Below are 20,538 nucleotides of genomic sequence, written 5' to 3' on the forward strand. Positions count from 1 at the left end.
TAACCTTCCATCCCCGAACGGGACACCTGGGGCGCGCACACTGCGGATATGAGCTCGCCGCTGTACGTCTCGGTCTCCTCCCTCTCCGACGCCACCCGCGGGCACGCGGAACGCTTCACGGCGCAGATGGATGAGCGCGGGGTGCCCGTCTCGCTGCTCGTGGCGCCCCGCCTGAAGGGCAAGTACAAGCTCGTCGACGACCCGTCGACTCAGGCCTTCCTGCGGGAGCGTCGCGCCGGGGGCGACGTGATCGTCCTCAACGGCTACGACCAGGCCGCCACCAAGCGTCGTCGGGCCGAGTTCTCGACGCTCGGCGCGCACGAGGCCAAGCTCCGCCTGGCCGCGGCCGACCGCGTGCTCGAGACGGCGGGGCTGCGCACGCGCGTCTTCGCCGCGCCGCGGTGGAACGCGTCCACCGGCGCGGTGCTGGCCCTGCCCGACGCGGGGTTCCGGCTCAACCTCGGGTACACGGCGATCACCGACCTCGTGACCGGCGAGGAGGAGCGGGCCCGGGTGCTCGGCATCGGCGACGGCTTCCTCAGCGAGCCCTGGTGGTGCCGCGCGCTCCTCGCGCAGGCCAACCGCATCGCGCGACGGGGCGGTGTCCTCCGCCTCGCCGTCGACGCCCGGCGGCTCGACTCGTCGACGGTGAGCCGCACGATGCTCGACGCCGTCGACCTCGCGCTGCACCACGGCGCTGCACCCGCCGTGTACGAGCACCGTGCGCGGGTGCTCGCCGCGGCCTGACCGGCCGGGGCTACACCTCCACCGAGTCCTCCGCGCCCCAGCGGAGGAACTCGGCACCGTCGGGCCGCATGTCCGTGAGCCGGGCGAGGTAGATCGCCGCGCCCTCCGGCGAGAGCAGTTCGTCGTGGATCGGGACCGCGACGGCGGGGGCGGTCGCGCGGAAGAAGTCGATCGTCTCGCTGATCCTGCACCACGGCGCGTTCACCGGCAGGCCGAGCACGTCGACCGGGACGTCGGGCACGAACAGTGCGTCCCCCGGGTGGTAGAAGCGGCCGATCCGCTCCTCGTCGCCGAGCAGGATCGAGGTGTTGTCGATGGTCGGCATGTCCGGGTGGATCACGGCGTGCACGCCGCCGACGGCCCGTGCGATGAGATTGCCGATGCCGTAGTCGTGCCCGGGGACGGCGGCGATCCAGCGGTCGCCGCGGGCGGCGGCCGTGGTGGGGTCGGCGAACAGCTGCGCGTCGGGGTTCGCCTCGACCAGCGCGCCGATGCGGGCCGGGTCGATGTGGTCCGGGTGCTGATGGGTGACGACGATCGCGTCGAGCCCGGTCAGCCCCTCGAAGCCGTGGGAGAAGGTGCCGGGATCGAAGAGCACCCGCGTGTCGGACATCTCCACGAGGACGCAGGAATGGCGGAAGTGGGTGAGTCGCATGCGCCCAGTATGCGCCGGTAAACTAGCCCGTGAAGCGCGATCGACACCTCCAGAACGCGCTCGAACCGAGAGGGAAGCTACGTGGCACGGATTGTGGTGGACGTGATGCCGAAGGCCGAGATCCTGGACCCGCAGGGCAAGGCGATCGTGGGTGCGCTCGACCGCCTCGGTTTCGCCGGTGTCGCGGATGTGCGCCAGGGCAAGCGGTTCGAGCTCGAGGTCGACGGCGATCTCAGCGACGAGCAGCTCGAGAAGATCGCGGCCGACGTGCTGACCAACACCGTCATCGAGGACTTCACCGTGACCCGGGTTCAGGCATGAGCGGCGCTACCAGGGTCGGCGTCATCACCTTCCCCGGCACCCTCGACGATGTCGACGCGTCCCGTGCCGTGGAGCGCGCGGGTGGCGAAGCCGTCTCCCTCTGGCACAAGGACCACGACCTCAAGGGCGTCGACGCCGTCGTCGTCCCCGGTGGCTTCTCCTACGGCGACTACCTGCGCGCCGGCGCCATCGCCTCGCTCGCGCCGGTGATGACCGAGGTCGTGGCGGCCGCGGGCAAGGGCATGCCGGTTCTCGGCATCTGCAACGGCTTCCAGATCCTCTGCGAGGCGGGCCTGCTCCCGGGCGCGCTCACCCGCAACGAGGGTCTGCACTTCGTGTGCCGCGATCAGTGGCTGCGGGTCGAGGCCACGAACACCGCGTGGACGTCCCGGTACGAGTCGGGCGCCGAGATCCTGGTGCCCGTCAAGAACGCCGAGGGGCGTTACCAGGCGTCGGAGGCCGTGCTCGACGAGCTCGAGGGCGAGGGCCGTGTGGCCTTCCGCTACGTCGGTGGCAACCCGAACGGTTCGCAGCGCGACATCGCGGGCGTGGCCTCGGCCAACGGCCGCGTCGTCGGCCTGATGCCCCACCCGGAGCACGCCACCGAGGCGCTCACCGGCCCGTCGGATGACGGCCTGGGCCTGTTCTACTCCGCGCTGGACGCGGTGCTGTCGGCCTGATGACCGCTCCCACCGGCGCGTCCGTCGAGGCCTCCGCCGAGGGCCTCTGCGCGTTCGTCGACGCCTCGCCGTCGCCCTTCCACGTCGTGGAGACGACGGCGGCGCGGTTGAGCACCGTCGGCTACACCGAGCTCGCCGAGGGCGACCGCTGGCCGGCGGCGGGCAAGCACTACGTGGTCCGGGGCGGTTCCATCGTCGCCTTCGACACGTCCGGTTTCACCGCCGACGGTGCCTTCCGCATCGTCGGCGGGCACACCGACAGCCCCAACCTGCGGGTCAAGCAGCATCCCGACCTCGAGTCGGCCGGCCTGTCGCTGGTCGGCCTCGAGCCCTACGGCGGCGCCTGGCTCAACTCGTGGCTCGACCGGGACCTCGGGATCTCCGGTCGGCTCGCGTTCGCCGGGCCCGACGGTGCGCGGACGGCTCTCGTCCGGATCGATGAGCCGGTGCTGCGGGTGCCGCAGCTCGCCATCCATCTCTCGGAGAACCGCAAGGGCGTCGAACTGGATCCGCAGCGGCACGTCAACGCGATCCGCGGTGTGGGGGTCAAGGGGCCCTTCGTGGGTCTGCTGGCCGAGGCCGCCGGAGTCGACCCCGGGACGGTGCTCGGCTGGGAGCTGATGACGCACGATCTGGCGCCGAGCCGGGTGGTGGGCGCCGACGGCGACCTGCTCTCCGCGCCGCGCCTGGACAATCAGGGGACCTGCTACGCCGGCGTCGAGGCGCTGGTCGCGGCACCGTCGACCGCGGGGGTGACGCCCGTGCTCGCGCTGTTCGACCACGAGGAGGTCGGATCGGGTTCCGACCGCGGCGCCGCCTCCGACCTGCTGCTCACGGTGTTGGAGCGGATCGTGCTCGCCGCAGGCGGCGACCGCGAGGACTTCCTGCGCGTGATGAGTCGCTCGGTGTGCGCGTCGGGCGACATGGCGCACGCCACCCACCCGAACTACCCGGACCGGCACGACCCCGCGCACCGTATCGCCGTGAACGGCGGGCCGGTGCTCAAGGTGAACCAGAACCTGCGCTACGCATCGGACGCGACGGGCGAGGCGATCTTCGCGCTGGCCGCCGAGCAGGCGGGCGTGCCGCTGCAGCGGTACGTGCACCGCGCCGACCTGCCCTGCGGCTCCACGATCGGCCCGATCACGGCGGCCCGAACCGGCCTCAGCACCGTCGACGTGGGGGCGCCGCAGCTCGCGATGCACAGCGCCCGCGAACTCATGGGCTCCGCCGACGTCGCGATGTACTCGGCGGCGCTCGCCGCCTTCCTCGCTCCGGCCTGAACCGGGCTCACGCCCGGAGGTCCGGCAGCACTCCCGACGCCGCCGGAATGAGTGCGGATGGCTTCCCGCACCCGTTCCGCCCGCCCGCCCGCGCCGGAATTGCCCGCGGCCCGAGCCCGTGCAGTCCCGGTTCGACGGCCATGCCGTGGCTCACGTCCGGAAGTCGAGCAGCACCTTCCCGGACACAGCGGAATCACGGGCGATCTCGAAGGCCTCGAGGGCGTCCGCGGCGCGCAGGACGTGGGTGACCACGCCGCGCACGGTCAACGAGCCGTCGGCGAGGGCGGCGATGACCTCGTCGATCTCGTCGTTGAACCGCAGGGCACCGCGCAGATCCAGTTCGCGCGTGATGGCCTGGGCGGCAGGGAAGTCGACGTCGCCCGCGCGCTGCAGGCCGAGCATCACGACGATGCCGCCCCGGGCGGCCGCATCGACCGCGGCGTGCAGTCCGGGCACCGTGCCGGAGGATTCGATCACGACATCGGCGTGGAGTCCCGCGATCTCCTCGGACTCCCGGGCGTCGAGAACCGCGGCGGCGCCCAGCGTCAGGGCGCGGTCGCGCGGCCCTTCCGCGATGTCGGTGGCCACGACCTCCGCGGCCCCGTGGTGCAGCGCCACCGCGACGGCGAGCAGCCCGATCGGACCCGCACCGATGACGGCGACCCGCTTGCCCGCCACATCGCCCGCGCGGGCGACGCCGTGCCAGGCCACCGCCGCGGGCTCGATCAGGGCCGCGTCGCGCGGATCGATGCCGTCGGGCAGGACCCGCAGCATCCGGGTCGGCAGGGCGACGCGACGAGCGAAAGCGCCGTCGCAGTGCGGGAAGTGGGCCGCTGAGCCCAGGTAGGTGCCGGCGGGCGCGAGGTTCGGGCGCTCCGCCGGGTACGGGACACCGTCGACCCCGTGGGGCGTGGCCGGGTGTACGGCGACGGGGGTGCCGACCGCGGGTCCGGAGCCGTCGGCGGCCGATCGTTCGACGGTGCCGATCACCTCGTGGCCGAGGAGCAGGGGCGCGCGCAGGATGGATGTCCCCGCGGCGCCGTGCAGCCAGTAGTGCAGGTCGGAGCCGCAGACCCCGCCGTACGCGATCGCGATCACCGCCTCGTCGGCGGTGGGCTCGGGCTCCGGCAGCGCCTGCACGCGCAGATCGCCGGCGGCGTGCGCGACGACACCCAGATTCTCCGTCATCACAACCCCTTTCAGACCACGGCCGTCATGCCGCCGTCGACGTACAGTATCTGGCCGTTGACGAACGCCGAGGCATCGGACGCCAGGAACACCAACGGCCCCACCAGGTCCGCCACGTCGCCCCAGCGCGCCGCCGGCGTGCGGCCGGAGACCCACGCCGAGAAATCGGCGTCGTCGACGAGCGCCTGGGTCAGCTCGGTGGCGAAGTAGCCAGGGGCGATCGCGTTGGCCGTCACGCCGTGCGGGGCCAGCTCCGCGCACAGGCCCTTGGTGAGCATGACGATCCCGCCCTTGGTCGCGGAGTAGGGCGTGATGTTCGGGCGGGCCAGCTGCGACTGCACCGAGCCGATGTTGACGATGCGCCCGCTGCCGCGGGCGATCATGCCCGCGGCGACACGCTTCGCCACGAGGAAGGCGCTGGTCAGGTTCGTCGCGACCAAGGTGTTCCAGTCGCTGATCGGGAACTCGGTCAGCGGGTGGCGGATCTGCATGCCCGCGTTGTTGACCAGGATGTCGGGGGTGCCCAGCTGTGACTCGATCCGGGCCAGCCCCGCGTCGACAGCGGCCTCGTCGGTCACGTCGAAAGCCTCGCCGTGCACGGGATTGCCGGTCGCGGCGGCGATCTCGACCGCCACCGTCGACGCCGCGGTCCGGTCCCGGCCGTGCACGACGACCGTGGCACCTGCTGCGGACAGTCCTTCGGCGAGCCGGCGGCCGATGCCGCGGGTGCTGCCGGTGACGAGTGCGGTTCGCCCCGTGAGATCGAAGACGGAGGTGTCGCTGGGCATGACTGCCTTTCAGGGAATGGACGGTGCGGGCGCGGTAGCGACTGCGGGAGAGGGGAAGTCGAGAGTGCTCAGAGCGGAGGTGCCGGGCAGGGCGTACCCGGCGCCGGCTTCGGCGTCCGAGATCTTCACGGCATCGTCGGTGCGGGTCAGGTCGCGGCCCACGGTCTCCGGCACGAGGAAGGTGCTCGCCGCGGTGATGGTGCACAGGGTGACCATGTAGAGCCCGAGCACGAGCCAGTTCCCGTGCGTCACCTTGATCAGGTAGGCCCCGAGCACGCCCGCCACACCGCCCGCGAGCACTGCGGAGATCTCGCGTGCCATGGCCACGCCGAGGTAGCGGTGCCGTGCGCCGAACATCTCGGGGATCATGGCGCACTGCGGGCCGAGCATCGAGTTCACGCCCACGCCGATGCCGATCGCGATGACGGCGATCGCGATGCCGTGGTTGTGCAGGGTGAGTGCCCACCAGGCGGGCAGGGCGTAGACCAGCAGGAACAGGGCGCCGATCCGGTAGATGATGCGGCGGCCGTAACGGTCCGAGAGATGGCCCGTGAAGGGCACCGAGAACACGCCGATCAGCGAGCCGATGGTGACGCCCCAGGTGAGCACGCCCTTGTCGGCGCCGGGTCCGGTGACGGTGACGAAGAAGGACAGCGCCAGCGCCTGGAACATGTACGAGCCGCCGTTCTCGGCCATGCGCAGGCCGATGCCCACGAGCACGCCGGGGAAGCCGTGCTTGAACAGCTCGCGGACCGGCTTGTCGGCGACCTGCTCCTGCTTCTCCAACTCGACGAAGGTCGGCGTCTCCTGCAGCTTCATCCGGATCGCGACGGCGAGCAGGATGAGCAGGAAGGAGGACAGGAACGGCACCCGCCAGCCCCAGCTGAGCATCGCCTGCTCCGGCAGCGTGCTGATCAGCGTGAACACCAGCGCGGCGAGGAGCGTGCCCGCCTGGATGCCGATGAAGGGCAGTGCGGAGAAGAAGCCGCGCCGCCTCACGGGTGCGTACTCGGCCATGAGCACCGTCGAGCCGGCCTGTTCCGCGCCCGCACCGAAGCCCTGGAGCAGGCGCAGCGCCACGAGCAGCACCGGTGCCCACATCCCGATCGAGTCGTAGGTGGGCAGGACGCCGATCAGGGTGGATGCGCCGCCCATCAGCATGATCGTGATGACGAGGACCGTTTTACGGCCGACCTTGTCGCCGAGCCGGCCGAAGAACAGGCCCCCGAAGGGGCGGGCCGCGAAGCCCACACCGAAGGTGGCGAACGCGGCGACGGTCGCCATCGCCGGGTCGCCCTGGGGGAAGAACAGGACGTTGAAGATCAACGCCGTGGACAGGCCGTACAGCGCGAAATCGAAGTACTCGAGGGCACTGCCGATGCTGGAGGCGAGGGTCGCGCGCGTGAGGTTCGCGGCGTACTCGGGATCCTGCTCCGGCGAGGTGGTGGTGGTCGACACGGGGTTCTCCTTCGGACCATCGGGTCGTGACCGGCGTCACATCCGATACCTGAAAGCTAACACCTGACCGAACGGTGTACAACCAGTTGAACGATATTCGTGAGGATCAGTTCGTCGAGCCCTGCTGTCGCCACGGGTTGCTCAGCCGCGCCGCAGCCTCTACCAGGGCGGTCCCGACGGTGGCTATGCGCAGGTCGTCGGCCTGATCGGCGGGTACGGCCGCCCCGAGCCCGAGCGGCGGGTCGCCGGGCGTCCAGGCGGGGAGTGCCACCGCGATGCCCGTGACGCCGAGGGTGCCGTGTCCCCGGTCGACCGCGAATCCGCGCGTCCGCACCTGTTCCAGCTCGCCCCGGACATCGGCCTCGGTGACCTCGCTGCCGTCGGCGGCGCTCCGGGCGGGGACGGCGGAGCCGAGGATCGCGTCCAGCTCGTCGTCGGGGAGAGCGGCCAGGAGGGCGTGTCCCGTGGCTGTGAAGACGGCGGGCAGGCGCGAGCCGAGCGGCGTGCCGAAGCGGTACGGAGCCCGACCCTCGTGGCGCGCGAGGTAGAGCGTGTGGGCACCGTCGAGCATGGCGATCTGAACGAGCTCGCGATGCAGCGTGGGGGACGCCGCGATCACGGGGAAGAACTCGCGGACCTGGTTGAACTGCAGCGCGTAAGCGCCGCCGATCTCCGCAGTCCGCCGGCCCAGGGCGAAGCCGCCGGGCACGCGCCGGATCATGTCCCCGTCCTCCAGTGCCTGGCAGAGGTTGGTGCACGAGGACTTCGCGATGCCCAGCCCGCGCGCGAGCTCGCTGAGGCTCATGGCCGGCGCGTCGGATTCCGCGAGCAGCGTGAGAATGCCCAGCGCGCGGGTGACGGCGGGCGCCGGCGCGCGCGTGCCCTCGGGATCGGTCATCAGTAGAACTCCACGGTGTCGACGGTGTTGGCCATCGGCGTACCGTCGAGCAGCGCCGTGGCGTTGCGTGCGAACAGCCGGGCGATCCGCGTGGATTCCTGGCGGCTCAGCGCTGCCGTGTGCGGGCTCGCCAGGACGTTCGGGTGGTGCCACAGCGCACTGTCGGGCGGCAGCGGTTCGGTGGCGAAGACGTCCAGCGCGGCGAAGCCGATCCGTCCCTCGTTGAGGGCCATGAGCAGCGCGTCCTCGTCGATGACGGTGCCGCGGCCGACGTTGGTGAGCAGGGTGCCGGGCCGCACTGCGGCGAACAGGTCCGCGCCGATCAACTTCTCGGTGGCCGCGGTGCCGGGCAGGGTCACGACGATCGCGTCCACCTCGCCCGCCGCCGCGACGATGTCGTCGAGGGGGACGATCCGGTCGACGTTCTCCACGGGTCGGCCGCTGCGGGAGGTGCCCCACACCGTCGACCCGCAGGCCTTGAATCGGGCGGCGGTCGCCGCGCCGATCCCGCCGAGTCCCACGACGAGAACGGTCATCTCGTCGAGGTGCCGCATCTCCCACCGGGCGGGCCACTGCTTGGCGGCCTGATCGGCCTCCAGGCGGCGCAGGTTCTTCGCGCCCGCGAGGATTCCGAACAGCGCGAACTCGGCCAGCGTCGAGCCGTGCACCCCGGCACTGGTGGTGAACGCGACCCGCTGGAGCTCCGCCTCGTCGAGCCCGGCGGCGCGGACCTGCCCGCCGCCGCCAGCGGCGGTGGTGTGCACCCAGCGCAGACCGGGGTTGGCGCGGACGGTCGCGGCCAGCAGTGCGGGCTGCACGTCGGGGATGCCGAAGAGCGCGTCGGCGGCGGCGAGCAGCGAGTCGTAGGCGGCCTGCTGAGCGGGCGTACGGGTGAAGGCCGGGTCGCCCTCCCAATCCGCGTCCCACCGGGCCGGGCGGTACAGCGTGTGATCACGGAGCAACTCGACGCGGGGTTCGAGGCGCTCGATCAGCCGACAGTCGGCTTCGGGCAGGTCGACGGCGACGGCGACGCGCAAGGGCTTCGATGAGGTGGTCATGGGGCAAGTGTAGAAGATTGGCCAATATATCGAACGTCATTCGTTAGGCTGGACGGATGAATCAGGCTGCGCACACCGTCGTCGGCGTCATCGGACTCGGGGCCATGGGCGCGCCCATGGCGCGGCACCTCGCCCGTGCACACGGTGCCGTTCACATCGCCGCGCGACGGCCCCGCCCGGACCTCGTGTCCGACGGTGCCGTCCAGCACGACGACCCCGCCGGGGTGGCCGCGGTGGCCGATGTCGTGCTGCTGATGCTGCCCGACCTCCCGGAGATCGAGGAGGTGCTCGCGGGCGAGCGCGGACTGCTGGCGGGCGATCGCCCGCTGCTGCTGCTCATCGGTTCGACCTCTTCGGCGCCCGGTGTGCGAGCGCTCGCGGACCGTCTGGACCGGGAAACCGCCGGCCGGGTCCGCGTCGTCGACGCGCCGGTCTCCGGTGGTGAGGACGGCGCGATCGCCGGGACACTGTCGATCATGATGGGCGGCACCGAGTCCGAGTGCGCCCGTGCCGCGGAGGTGCTCGCCCCCTGTGGCACCCCGGTCCGCCTGGGGCCCTTGGGCGCCGGCGAGGTCGCGAAGGCGTGCAATCAGTTGGTCGTCGCGGCGACCATCGCGGCGTTGGGGGAGGCGACGGTGCTCGCGGACCGTTCCGGCATCGACCTCGCGGCGATGTGGGATCTGCTCGGCGGCGGCTACGCCTCGTCCCGCCTGCTGGCGACCCGCAAGGACAAGCTCGTCACGGGGGACGACGCACCATCGGGCATGGCGAAGTACCTCGCGAAGGACCTCCGCTCCGCCACCGAGGTCGCGCGTGCCACCGGCACGGAGGCGATGCTGCTGCCCGCGCTGCTCGCCGAATTCGAGGCGATCATCGAGGCTGGTCTCGGCGACCGGGACATGGCGGTCACCCGTCGGTTCATCGCCGAGCGGGGGCGTGCGCCGATCACTCCCGAGTGAACCGCGACTCACTCGGGTCCGTTAGTGTCCCGGGGCATGATCACTTCGCCCGAATCATCGTCGACCGCGGAAGAGGGTGAGGAGCTCACCCGCGCGCTGAGCAACCGCCACATCCAACTCATCGCGATCGGCGGCGCCATCGGCACCGGCCTGTTCATGGGCTCGGGCAAGACGATCTCCGTCGCCGGACCATCGGTGATCGTCGTGTACATGGTGATCGGCTTCATGTTGTACTTCGTGATGCGTGCGATGGGCGAGCTGTTGCTCAGCCGCACCGGCTACCGCAACTTCTCCGATTTCGCGGGCGACCTGCTCGGACCGTGGGCCGCGCACTTCACCGGGTGGACCTACTGGTTCTGCTGGGTCGTGACCGCGGTCGCCGACGTCGTGGTGATCGCCTCGGTGTACATCACCTTCTGGGCCAAGGACATTCCGCCGTGGATCCCCGCGGTGGTCGTGATCGTGCTGCTCATCGGGCTCAACCTTCCGACGGTGCGCGCCTTCGGCGAGACCGAGTTCTGGTTCGCCATGATCAAGATCGTGGCGATCGTCGCGCTGATCATCGCGGGTGCGGTGCTCATCATCACCGGGTTCGAGCACGACGGCGCCCGCGCGTCCCTGACCAACCTGTGGGAGCACGGCGGGATGTTCCCGCAGGGCTTCATGGGTTTCGTCGCCGGCTTCCAGATCGCCGTGTTCGCCTTCGTGGGCATCGAACTCGTCGGTACCGCCGCGGCCGAGACCAAGAATCCCGAGAAGAACCTTCCGCGCGCGATCAATGCGATCCCCCTCCGCATCCTGCTGTTCTACGTGGGCTCGCTCATCGTGCTCATGTCCGTGGTGCCGTGGGACCGGTTCAGCAAGGACGAGTCCCCCTTCGTCATGCTCTTCTCGCTCGCCGGCCTCGGCGCCGCCGCGCATCTCGTGAACGCGGTCGTGCTGACCTCCGCGATGTCGTCGGCGAACTCGGGCATCTACTCCACCTCGCGCATGGTCTACGGGCTCGCGACCGAGGGCGACGCGCCGAAGATGTTCGCGAAACTGTCCAGTCGCAAGGTGCCCGCGAACGCGCTCTTCCTCACCGCGGTGATGCTGTTGTCCTCGGTGGTGCTGCTGGCCTTCGGCCTGGACAAGTCCGCGGGCTTCACCGTGGTCACCACGGTCTCGTCGCTGTGCTTCATGTTCGTCTGGACGATCATCCTCATCAGCTATCTGGTGTATCGCGCCCGCCGCCCGCAGCTGCACGCCGAGAGCGCCTTCACGATGCCGCTCGGCACGGTGATGCCGTGGATCGTGTTCGCGTTCTTCGGGTTCCTGCTCTGGGCCTTCACCCGCGAGACCGACACCCTGCAGGCGATGCTCGTCACGCCGATCTGGTTCCTCATCGTCGGCGTCGCGTACCTGGCGATCCGGCGGACGCCGGAGCACCGTCGGGCACGGGAGGCGTTCGCCGCACGCCGGGCGCAGGAACAGGCCGAGGCGGCGCGCTGGCGCCTGGCGCAACACTGATCAGTCCTGCTCGGTGAGCATCGGCGCATCCGGCCCCAGCGGCCGGTGCAGGAGCTTGCCCCGCGTGACGGCGTCACGCCCGTAACGGGTGCGCAGGGAGTCGAGCGCGAGGTCGAGGTCGGTGTCGTGCTCGCCACCGTCGAAGGGCAGGGCGAGCTGCACCGCGCCGTGATTCTCCAAGTTCGCCAGCGAGAGCCCGATGAGCGTGCAGCCGCGCTCCCGGACCAGAGGCATCGCCTCATCGAGCAGACCGCGCGCGGTGGCGAGCACGACGGCCGTCCGGTCGGTGGGCTCGCGCAGCGAGCGGGACCGGGTGACGGACGCGAAATCGTCGAACCGCAGCCGCAGTTCGACGGTGCGCGCGACCCTTCCGGCGGCGCGTAGCCGCTCGCCGAGCCGGTCGACGATCGCGAGCGCGGTGGCTTCGATCTCCGACTCGGACGTCATCCTGCGACCCAGGGCGCGTTGCGCGCCGATCGACTTGCGGCGCCGACCGGTGTCGATCCGGCGCGGATCGTGCGCCATCGACAGGGCGTACAGGTGTCGCGCGGTGCCCCGGCCGAGGAGCGACGCCAGGCGCGGCTCGCCCAGCTCCGCGATCTGCCCGACGGTGCCGATGCCCACCTCGTGCAGGCGGGCCTCCGTCTTCGGGCCCACGCCCCAGAGGCGACGGACTGGGAGGGGATGTAGGAACTGCAGCTCGGTGCCGGGCGGGACCTCCAGCAGACCGTCGGGCTTGCCGACGGCGCTCGCGACCTTGGCCAGGAACTTGCTGCGTGCGACGCCGACCGTGATCGGTAGCCCGACCTCCGTGCGCACCCGCTCGCGGAGGTGCTGGGCGATCTCGACCGGCGTGCCGTCGATGCGGTGGAGGCCGCCCACGTCGAGGAAGGCCTCGTCGACCGACAGACCCTCCACCAGCGGTGTGGTGTCCCGGAAGATCTCGAAGACGCGGCGGCTGGCCTCCATGTACGCGTCGAACCGCGGCGGCTGGGTGATCGCGAAGGGTGCGAGGGCGAGGGCCTCGCGGTGCGGCATGGGGGATCGGACGCCCTTCGCCTTCGCCTCGTAGCTCGCGGCGAGCACCACGCCGGAGCCCACGAGGACCGGGCGGCCCCGCAACCACGGGTGGTCGCGCTGCTCGACCGAGGCGTAGAAGGAGTCGAGATCGGCATGCAGGATCGACGCTTCGGCCCGCGCGTCGATGCTCATGGACGCAGTATCGCGCCGGGGTCCGACAAGTGCGGTCGCGCGGGCTTGCGCAGAACTGACTCTTGAGTAAGGTTACTTCAAAGTCAGTTGCTGAGGGCCTCACTGAGGAGTCACATACATGAGTACCTACGTGATCACCGGAGCCACCGGATTCCTGGGCCGCCGCATCGTCCCCCTACTGCTCGAGTGTGAACCCGACGCCGTGGTGCACCTGCTGGTGCGCCCGTCGTCGGCGTCCAAGCTCGATGCGTGGCGCTCGCGCTGGGGCGGGGACCGCGTGCGACCGCTGCTCGGCGACCTGGCGGCCCCCGGTCTCGGACTCGCCGCCGAGCCCGACGGGATCGATGCCGTCCTGCACCTGGGAGCGGTCTACGACATGGCCGCGAGCGCCGAGGCGAACGATCGCGTCAACGTCGAGGGGACGCGCGCGGTCATCGGCCTCGCGCAGCGCGCGGGCGCCGCGCTGCACCACGTCTCGTCGGTCGCGGTCGCGGGCGATCACCGGGGTCCCTTCTCCGAGGATGACTTCGACCTCGGGCAGGGCTTCCCGTCGCCGTACCACCGCACCAAGTTCGAGTCCGAGAAGCTGGTGCGCGAGGCCGAGTGCCTGCGCTGGCGCGTCTACCGTCCGGCCATCGTGGTCGGCGACTCGCGGACCGGCGAGATGGACAAGATCGACGGGCCGTACTACTTCTTCCCGATCTTCGACGCGCTGCGGCGCGTGCCGTCCGTGATCCCGATGGTGCTGCCCGACACCGGCGACACCAACGTGGTGCCGGTCGACTACGTGGCGGAGGCCCTCGTCGAGCTGATGCTTCGGGCCGACGGCGACGGCCGGGTCTATCACCTGATCAACCCGGAACCGCAGAGCGTGATGGAGGTCTACCGGGCCATCGCGCGACCGGTGGGCGCGCCGCCCGCGGTCGGCCGGATCCCGCGTCGCGCGGTCGATTCCGCGATCCGGGTCAGCGGATCGGGTCGACCCGGTGTGCTCCGCGACGCCGTGCTCAAGCAGCGCGGCATCCCGCCGCGGGCGTTCGACAACCTGGGTTTCACGGCCCGGTACACCTCGGAGCAGACCCGGGCGGCCCTGGCGGGCAACGGGATCGAGGTGCCCGCGCTGCGCGACTACGGTCCCCGGCTCTTCTCCTACTGGCGCGAGCAGCTCGATCCCGCGCGACTGCGCCGCCGCGACCCGATCGCCGGCCGCCACGTCGTGATCACCGGCGCCTCCGCCGGCATAGGCCTCGCGACCGCGCGGGCCCTCGCCGACCGTGGCGCCCGCGTGATCCTCCTGGCCAGGGGCGCAGCGGAACTCGACGCCGCGGTCGCCGAGATCACCGATCGCGGAGGAGAGGCGGCCGCGTACGCGTGCGACGTCACCGACGGCGACGCCGTTGCCGATGCGGTGGCGCGGATCCTCGCCGAGCACGGCCACGTGGACTACCTGGTGAACAACGCGGGCCGGTCCATCCGCCGCTCGGTCCGCTCCTCGGTGGACCGGTTCCACGACTTCGAGCGCACCATGGACGTCAATTACTTCGGGGCGCTCCGGATGACCCTCGCGCTGCTGCCGCACATGCGCGAACGGGGCTTCGGACACGTCGTCAACGTCTCCAGCATCGGGGTCTCTGCGCGCGGTCCGCGATTCGCGGCCTACGTCGCGAGCAAGGCCGCGCTCGACGCCTTCTCGGACGTCGCGGCCACGGAGACCCTCAGCGATCACGTGACCTTCACCAACGTCCACATGCCGCTGGTCCGGACGGCGATGATCGCACCCACGGAGGCCTACGACGGTGCGCGCGCCATCAGCCCGGAGCACGCCGCCCGGATCATCGTGCGCGCGATCGAGCGGCGGCCCACTCGGTGGGAGACGCCACTGGGCGCGCTCGGTGTGCTGGGCCGGACCTTCACGCCTCGGCTGACCCGGCGCCTCCTGCATCAGGAGTACCTGACCTCCGCGGACTCGGCGGCGTCGAAGGGCACCCCCACCTCGAATTGAACACCGTTATGGAGATTCCCACCTGCGGTTATCCTCTCGATAACGGTGTTCAATCGAAAGGGGGGACGACGATGAGGGAGCTGAACGGGCGGCGGATCGCTGTGACGGGCGGCGGCGCGGGAATCGGCGCGGCGACCTGCAGGTTGCTGGCGGCGCAGGGCGCGCACGTCTGGATCGGCGATCGGGACGCGGCCGCCGAGGCCGACGCTCCGCTCGACGTCCTGGTCAACAACGCCGGCGTGATGTGGGTGGGGCCCTTCACCGAGGAGAGCGCCGCATCGATCCAACGACAGATCGCGGTCAACCTCGTCGGCCCCGTCCTGGGGACCCGGCTGGCGGCGCGCCGGATGCGGGCGCGCGGGCACGGGCACATCGTGACCGTGGCGTCGGCGGCATCGAAGCTCAGCTCCGCCGGCGAGGCCACGTACAGCGCCACCAAGTACGGGATCTACGGCTATCACCGGGCGGTGCGCCGCGAGTTGCGCGGCACCGGTGTGGAACTGAGCGTCGTCATGCCCGCCGTCGTCGACACCGCTCTCGCCGCCGGAACTACCACGGGGGCCGCGGCGATGCTCACCCCCGAGCGGATCGCCGGCGCGATCGCCCGGCCGCGATTCGAGGTGCACGTGCCGCCCACCGTCGGGCTGCTGCACCGATTGCAGACCCTCGCACCGCAACCCGTGCGTGACCTGCTGGACCGGTTCCTGGTCCCGGACCAGGTCCGCTCCGCCGACCGCGCCGTGCGTGCGGACTACGAACGGGGTGCCGTCGGCGACTCCGATCCCCAGAGGTAGTCGCGGATCGCCTCGACCCCCGCCGTCTCGAGACGCCACGAAGGACGCACGAAATCCTGGGCCGACACACGTAGTCGGACCATGTTCTCGACCACGCCGGGGCGCGTGACGATGCGATCGACGCCGTTCTCGCGATAGCCGAGAGCGCGAGACACCCCGTTCGACGAGGCGTTCCACTCCGCGGCCGCCGACGTCGCCCACTCGGCTGCGAGGTGATCGAGCGCGAAAATCAGGACGGCGGCCCGCATCTCGGTCCCGAAACCGTGCCCGTGGAACCGCCGGGCCAACCATGATCCGGTCTCGACGGAACGCAGCTCCGCGAACCGCTGGGCCGCGAGGTGCTGGGTGCCGATGGGGACTCCGTCGTGCAGCACGGCGAAGGCGAGTTCCCAGTCCTCGGGCGCGAACCGCGCACGCAACGACCAGTGGTACTGCGCGAGCAACGTCGGCGCGACGGCGGGAGCGCGGTCGGTCCACGGGGTCCGGAAGGGCATCACCGCCGGATCGTGGATGCCGTCGGCGACCGCCGCGGCGAGGTGCGGCAGGTCCTCGTCGCGGACGACGCGCAGCGTCAGCCGCGGGGTGCGGAGGTGCAGCCCGAACGGTGCCCAGACATCGGCGAGATCCATGGCGGCACGGTAGCAATGGTGCCGGACCCGGTGACAGTGGTTTTCGTCTGTCACAGCCAGCGGTAGCGCACCTCCGGGCGACCGCGGCCACCGTACTCGGTGATCCGCTCGCACAGCCGGTCGTCGGCGAGACGCTCGAGGTAGCGCCACGCGGTCACGCGCGACATTCCGGTGCGAGCAGCGACTTCCGCAGCACCGAGGGGCCCGTCGGCGTGCCGGAGAGCGCCGGTGACGGACTCCAGGGTCGACGGTGCCAGTCCCTTCGGTGCCGTCGTATCCGAGGGGGCCTCGCGCAGGGCCGCGAAGGCGGCGTCGACCTCGCGCTGCCCTACGTCCTCGCCGCCGAGGGCGTCGCGGAAGGAGAGGTAGCGGTTCAGTCGGTCCGCGAACGCCGCGAACGTGAAGGGCTTGATCAGGTAGAGGATCGCCCCGCTCCCCATGGCGCCGCGGACGGTCTCGATGTCGCGCGCCGAGGTGATCACGATGACGTCGGGCCGCGGACGGACGGAGGCCAGATCCGCGACGAGGTCGAGGCCGCTCCGATCGGGCAGGCCCACGTCGGCGAGCACCAGGTCGACGGGCGGGCCCGCGATGGCGGACCGTCGGACCTCGGAGAGGGCGGCGGCCGCCGTACCGGCGACCCCGGCGACCTCGAAACCGTCCATGCGCCGGACGTATTCGGCGTGCGCGCGAGCGATCTGCGGCTCGTCGTCGACCACCAGGACCCGGATCGTCATCGCTCTCCTCCCGGCAGGCGCACCGTCACCGTCGACGGTGCGCGCTCGACCTCGATCGTGCCACCCGCCTGACGGACCACCTGATCGACCAGTGCGAGGCCCAGTCCGCCGCCGTGCAGGCGGTCGCCGCGGTCCTTCGTGGAGTACCCGCGGGTCCGGGCGCGGGCGAACTCGCCGGCGGACATGCCGGGCCCGCTGTCGGCGACGGTGAGCTCCCACGATCCGTCGGGTCCGGTCGTCGCGGACAGCTCGACCCAGCCACCCGGGCCCGCGGCGTCGACGGCGTTGTCCACGAGATTGCCCACCAGTGTGAGGAGCTGGACGTCGGGCAGGGGCGCGGCGGAGAGGTCCGTTCCCTCCGCGACGGTGAGCTCGACGTCGAGTGCGCCGGCAGCGGCGGTCTTCGCGACCAGGAGTGCGACGGCGGACGGGGCCGCTTCGCCCGCGAGGCGATCGATGAGGCCCTGGGACGCGCTCCGGTCGGCGATGGCGAGCTGCGCAGCCGAATCCTGTTCTCCCAGCTCGATCATCGTGACCACCGAGTGCAGGCGATTGGCGTGCTCGTGCGCCTGTGCGCTGAGCGCGTCGGCCAGGGAGCGGGCGGTGTCGAGCTCGCCCAGCACCGTCTGCAGCTCGGTGCGGTCGCGCACGGTGAGCACCGTGCCCAGCAGGCCGGTCGGCCCGGTGACCGGGCGGCGGTTCACCAGCAGGACCCGGCTACCGGTCACGTGCAGCTCGTCGGTGAGGTCGTGGGAACCGCGTAGCGAGGGCGGCAGGTCCCGCTGGTGCACGGCGCCGCCGGGGAGCGCCAGGAGCCGCCGGGCCTCGTCGTTGACCACCTGGGCCGGACCGTCGGGGAAGTCCGCGTCGAAGACGATCAGCCCCTCCGACAGGGTGTGCAGCACGGCGTCGTGATGCTCGTACAGCCCGCGCAGGTCGTGGGCGGACAGACCCAGGGTCTGCCGCCGCAGCCGCCGCTCCGCGAGCGCGGAGAGCGCCACGAGTAGGAGAAGAGCCGCGGCCACCACGGCGAGGATGCGGGGCAGCGCTGCACGGACCTGGTCCCCGAGGCGCGCCCGGGTCACCCCCGCGGACACCAGCCCGACGACGGTGCCGGAGGCATCGCGCACGGGCGTGACGGTGCGGATCGACGGGCCGAGGCTCCCGGCGTAGGTCTCGGTGAAGGTCTCCCCGGCGAGCGCAGGATCGATGGTCCCGGTGTACTTGCCGCCGATCTGTTCCGGGTCGGCGTGGCTCAGGCGCGTGCGGTCGGGCCGCATCACGACGACGAAGTCGAGCTTGCCGAGCCGCCCGACCTGCTGGGCGACGGGCTGCATCGTCGCCGAGCCGTCGGGCGCGGCGAGAGCCGCGACCGTCGACGGCGACGCGGCGAGGGCGACCGCCGCCGCGCGGGTCTGCTCGCGCGCGGTGCGGTCACCGTCGTCCCGCGCCTGCGTCACCACCAGCCACGACGCGCCCACGGCGATGGTCAGCAGGACCGCCACCTGGGCCAGGAAGGACTGGGCGGCGACGCTGCGGGTTCTGTTCCTCACGGTGAAGACGTTTACACAATGAACACAAGCTGTGCTGCGCGTCACATTTCTCGCAGGATTTCTCTCGTTCGGTCTACGACAAACAGGAGGACCACTGTGACGGCAATCGACGGGGCGGCGCCGGCCGCCAGGACGAGACGGGACCGCACCCACTGGCTCTACATCGCCGTGATCGTCGCGGTGGTGGCGGGCGTGATCGTCGGCCTGGTGGCGCCCGGCTTCGGCAAGGACCTCAAGCCGCTCGGCGACCTCTTCGTCAGTCTGATCAAGATGATGATCAGCCCGGTGATCTTCTGCACCATCGTGCTCGGCATCGGCTCGGTGCGGGCCGCCGCGAGCGTGGGGAGGATCGGTGGCCTGGCGCTCGGGTACTTCATCGCGATGTCGACCCTGGCCCTCGGTGTGGGCGTCCTGGTCGGCAACCTGCTCAAGCCCGGTACCGGGCTCGGCATCCACGCCGATCCGACGGTCGGCGCGAAGTACGCGGACCAGGCTCACGCCGCGGGCGGGACGTGGGGCTTCGTCCAGGGCATCGTCCCCGAGACGCTGTTCTCGGCGCTGACGGCGGGCAGCGTCCTGCAGGCCCTGTTCGTCGCGCTGCTGGTGGGCTTCGCGCTCCAGGCGATGGGGCCGGCGGGCGAACCCGTGGTGCGCGCCGTTGCGACGCTCCAGAAGCTGGTCTTCCGGGTCCTGGTGATGGTGCTGTGGCTGGCGCCCGTCGGCGCCTTCGGCGCGATGGCGGCCGTGGTCGGCGCGACCGGTTTCGACGCGGTGATCCAACTCGGCTGGTTGATGCTGGCCTTCTACATCACCTGCGCGCTGTTCGTGTTCGTGATCCTGGGCTCTCTGCTGCGTCTCGTCACCGGGCTGTCGGTGTTCAAGCTCGCCCGCTACCTCGGCCGTGAGTACCTGCTCATCGTGGCGACGAGCTCCAGCGAGTCGGCGTTGCCGCGGCTGATCGCGAAGATGGAGCACGCCGGAGTCGAGAAGACCACGGTGGGCATCGTCGTGCCCACCGGCTACTCGTTCAATCTCGACGGCACCGCCATCTACCTCACGATGGCCTCGCTGTTCATCGCCGACGCGATGGGCTCGCCGTTGAACTACGCCGAGCAGTTCTCGCTGCTGCTGTTCATGATGATCGCGTCCAAGGGAGCGGCCGGCGTGACCGGCGCCGGGCTGGCGACGCTCGCCGGCGGCCTGCAGAGCCACCGTCCCGACCTGCTCGGCGGCGTCGGTGTCATCGTCGGTATCGACCGGTTCATGTCCGAGGCCCGCGCGCTCACCAACTTCTCCGGCAATGCGATCGCGACCCTCCTCGTCGGGAAGTGGACGCACACCGTCGATCTCGCGCAGACCCAGCGGGTGCTCGACAAGCAGGACCCGTTCGACGAGGCGACGATGGTCGACGACCATGGCGCACCGTCGGACCCCGGCGCCCCGGATGCGCAGGTGGCTGCCGCGCACTGACCGCGTGCCTCAGCTGAAGCCGTCCCGACCGCTCGCAGTCAGGACGGCTTCAGCTCGTGTGCGAGGTCGCGCGCCTGCTGCTCGGTGAAGCCGCCCGCCAGTTGCGTCGTGCCGCCGGCGATCCGCTCGCTGATCGTCGGCGCGGAGACGACGTGCGCACCGACCACCACCGCGAGCTGCTTGCCGATGTTCGTGGCGGTGGTCTCGGCAACGGCGCGGCTGTCGGCGTCGTCGAGCTGGAAGGTCACCAACCACTGCCCCGATTGCTCGGAGGCGCTCGCGCTCGTCGCCGCCCCGTGCGTGACCGACGGGGCGACGCGGTAGAGCGTCGTCCCGGGGCGATCGCACAGCTCCGCCGGCGCCGACGGGGCCGGGCTCGCGGTGGGGCACGTCCTGGCACCCACGGGCTCGGCCGAGGTCACGACGCGCAGCTGGAGCGCCGCCGCGGCCGGCGCCCGGCTGCTGGGACTCTCGTGCCCGGTGTGCCCGGTGTGCTCCGTCCCCCCGGACCGGCCGCACGCTGCGGTCGCGGTGAGAGCGACCGCCAGAACGGTCGCCGTGGTCGCGGTCCGGATTCCTCGTCGCTGCGCCATGACC

The 20,538-nt window shown here is 71.3% G+C and carries 20 protein-coding genes; 9 read left to right on the forward strand and 11 right to left on the reverse strand.

What is annotated here, in order from left to right; translation table 11 throughout:
* Positions 1-48 precede the first annotated feature (48 nt).
* The gene (locus ABZX10_RS01960; RefSeq protein WP_355533945.1) at positions 49-747 is read left to right on the forward strand and encodes a DUF2334 domain-containing protein; all 699 of its coding nucleotides are present in this window, start codon (positions 49-51) and stop codon (positions 745-747) included.
* Positions 748-757: 10 nt separating this feature from the next.
* Here ABZX10_RS01960 and ABZX10_RS01965 read toward each other — a convergent pair whose 3' ends face one another.
* Complete coding sequence (locus tag ABZX10_RS01965; protein WP_355533947.1) at positions 758-1,402, reverse strand: MBL fold metallo-hydrolase; 645 nt, start codon at positions 1,400-1,402, stop codon at positions 758-760.
* Between the two features lie 81 nt (positions 1,403-1,483).
* Between ABZX10_RS01965 and purS the strand changes: the two genes are divergently transcribed.
* Genes purS through ABZX10_RS01980 form a run of 3 tightly spaced genes read left to right on the forward strand, consistent with a single transcriptional unit; the run spans position 1,484 to position 3,686 of the window.
* The gene (gene purS / locus ABZX10_RS01970; protein WP_355533949.1) at positions 1,484-1,723 is read left to right on the forward strand and encodes a phosphoribosylformylglycinamidine synthase subunit PurS; all 240 of its coding nucleotides are present in this window, start codon (positions 1,484-1,486) and stop codon (positions 1,721-1,723) included.
* On the forward strand, positions 1,720-2,403 hold the full coding sequence (purQ, locus tag ABZX10_RS01975; protein ID WP_355533951.1) for a phosphoribosylformylglycinamidine synthase subunit PurQ: 684 nt from the start codon (positions 1,720-1,722) through the stop codon (positions 2,401-2,403). The genes purS and purQ overlap by 4 nt, the downstream gene beginning before the upstream one ends.
* On the forward strand, positions 2,403-3,686 hold the full coding sequence (locus ABZX10_RS01980) for a M18 family aminopeptidase (protein WP_355533953.1): 1,284 nt from the start codon (positions 2,403-2,405) through the stop codon (positions 3,684-3,686). Before purQ ends, ABZX10_RS01980 begins: the two co-directional genes overlap by 1 nt.
* Before the next feature lie 150 nt (positions 3,687-3,836).
* Here the strand turns inward: ABZX10_RS01980 and ABZX10_RS01985 are convergent, their stop codons facing one another.
* The 5 genes from ABZX10_RS01985 to ABZX10_RS02005 form a co-directional block, all read right to left on the reverse strand.
* Positions 3,837-4,874: a zinc-binding dehydrogenase gene (locus ABZX10_RS01985; RefSeq protein ID WP_355533955.1), complete on the reverse strand. Its 1,038-nt coding sequence runs from the start codon at positions 4,872-4,874 to the stop codon at positions 3,837-3,839.
* An 11-nt stretch (positions 4,875-4,885) separates the two neighbouring features.
* Positions 4,886-5,662 (reverse strand): SDR family oxidoreductase, encoded by a 777-nt coding sequence (locus ABZX10_RS01990; RefSeq protein WP_355533957.1) that lies wholly within the window; start codon positions 5,660-5,662, stop codon positions 4,886-4,888.
* 9 nt (positions 5,663-5,671) lie between these two features.
* Positions 5,672-7,120, reverse strand: a complete 1,449-nt coding sequence (locus ABZX10_RS01995; RefSeq protein ID WP_355533959.1) for an MFS transporter — start codon at positions 7,118-7,120, stop codon at positions 5,672-5,674.
* A gap of 106 nt (positions 7,121-7,226) precedes the next feature.
* Complete coding sequence (locus ABZX10_RS02000) at positions 7,227-8,018, reverse strand: IclR family transcriptional regulator (RefSeq protein WP_355533961.1); 792 nt, start codon at positions 8,016-8,018, stop codon at positions 7,227-7,229.
* Complete coding sequence (locus tag ABZX10_RS02005) at positions 8,018-9,076, reverse strand: D-2-hydroxyacid dehydrogenase (protein ID WP_355533963.1); 1,059 nt, start codon at positions 9,074-9,076, stop codon at positions 8,018-8,020. The genes ABZX10_RS02000 and ABZX10_RS02005 overlap by 1 nt, the downstream gene beginning before the upstream one ends.
* A gap of 56 nt (positions 9,077-9,132) precedes the next feature.
* Between ABZX10_RS02005 and ABZX10_RS02010 the strand changes: the two genes are divergently transcribed.
* Positions 9,133-10,035 (forward strand): NAD(P)-dependent oxidoreductase, encoded by a 903-nt coding sequence (locus tag ABZX10_RS02010; protein WP_355533965.1) that lies wholly within the window; start codon positions 9,133-9,135, stop codon positions 10,033-10,035.
* A 36-nt stretch (positions 10,036-10,071) separates the two neighbouring features.
* Positions 10,072-11,544, forward strand: a complete 1,473-nt coding sequence (locus tag ABZX10_RS02015; RefSeq protein ID WP_355533967.1) for an amino acid permease — start codon at positions 10,072-10,074, stop codon at positions 11,542-11,544.
* Here the strand turns inward: ABZX10_RS02015 and dinB are convergent, their stop codons facing one another.
* The gene (gene dinB / locus ABZX10_RS02020; protein WP_355533969.1) at positions 11,545-12,756 is read right to left on the reverse strand and encodes a DNA polymerase IV; all 1,212 of its coding nucleotides are present in this window, start codon (positions 12,754-12,756) and stop codon (positions 11,545-11,547) included. It lies immediately after the preceding gene.
* Between the two features lie 118 nt (positions 12,757-12,874).
* Here dinB and ABZX10_RS02025 point away from each other — a divergent pair, with 118 nt between their 5' ends.
* Together ABZX10_RS02025 and ABZX10_RS02030 are read left to right on the forward strand one after the other, a co-directional pair.
* Complete coding sequence (locus ABZX10_RS02025; protein ID WP_355533971.1) at positions 12,875-14,758, forward strand: SDR family oxidoreductase; 1,884 nt, start codon at positions 12,875-12,877, stop codon at positions 14,756-14,758.
* A 71-nt stretch (positions 14,759-14,829) separates the two neighbouring features.
* On the forward strand, positions 14,830-15,552 hold the full coding sequence (locus ABZX10_RS02030; RefSeq protein WP_355533973.1) for an SDR family NAD(P)-dependent oxidoreductase: 723 nt from the start codon (positions 14,830-14,832) through the stop codon (positions 15,550-15,552).
* Here the strand turns inward: ABZX10_RS02030 and ABZX10_RS02035 are convergent.
* The 3 genes from ABZX10_RS02035 to ABZX10_RS02045 are packed head-to-tail and all read right to left on the reverse strand — an operon-like array spanning position 15,510 to position 18,471.
* Positions 15,510-16,181, reverse strand: coding sequence for a GNAT family N-acetyltransferase (locus ABZX10_RS02035; protein ID WP_355533975.1), 672 nt, complete (start codon positions 16,179-16,181; stop codon positions 15,510-15,512). The two genes, ABZX10_RS02030 and ABZX10_RS02035, sit on opposite strands and share 43 nt — an antisense overlap.
* Positions 16,182-16,231: 50 nt before the next feature.
* Positions 16,232-16,918: a response regulator gene (locus ABZX10_RS02040; protein ID WP_355533977.1), complete on the reverse strand. Its 687-nt coding sequence runs from the start codon at positions 16,916-16,918 to the stop codon at positions 16,232-16,234.
* Complete coding sequence (locus tag ABZX10_RS02045; RefSeq protein ID WP_355533979.1) at positions 16,915-18,471, reverse strand: ATP-binding protein; 1,557 nt, start codon at positions 18,469-18,471, stop codon at positions 16,915-16,917. The genes ABZX10_RS02040 and ABZX10_RS02045 overlap by 4 nt, the downstream gene beginning before the upstream one ends.
* A 96-nt stretch (positions 18,472-18,567) precedes the next feature.
* On the opposite strand from ABZX10_RS02045, the gene ABZX10_RS02050 reads away from it, so the two are divergent.
* Positions 18,568-19,941 carry a cation:dicarboxylase symporter family transporter gene (locus ABZX10_RS02050; RefSeq protein ID WP_355533981.1) on the forward strand — a complete coding sequence of 458 codons (1,374 nt, stop codon included), beginning with the start codon at positions 18,568-18,570 and terminating at the stop codon, positions 19,939-19,941.
* A 38-nt stretch (positions 19,942-19,979) separates the two neighbouring features.
* Here ABZX10_RS02050 and ABZX10_RS02055 read toward each other — a convergent pair whose 3' ends face one another.
* Positions 19,980-20,534, reverse strand: coding sequence for a hypothetical protein (locus tag ABZX10_RS02055; protein ID WP_355533983.1), 555 nt, complete (start codon positions 20,532-20,534; stop codon positions 19,980-19,982).
* Positions 20,535-20,538 lie beyond the last annotated feature (4 nt).

This window comes from Tsukamurella sp. NPDC003166, from assembly GCF_040611135.1.
Taxonomy (GTDB): Bacteria; Actinomycetota; Actinomycetes; order Mycobacteriales; family Mycobacteriaceae; genus Tsukamurella.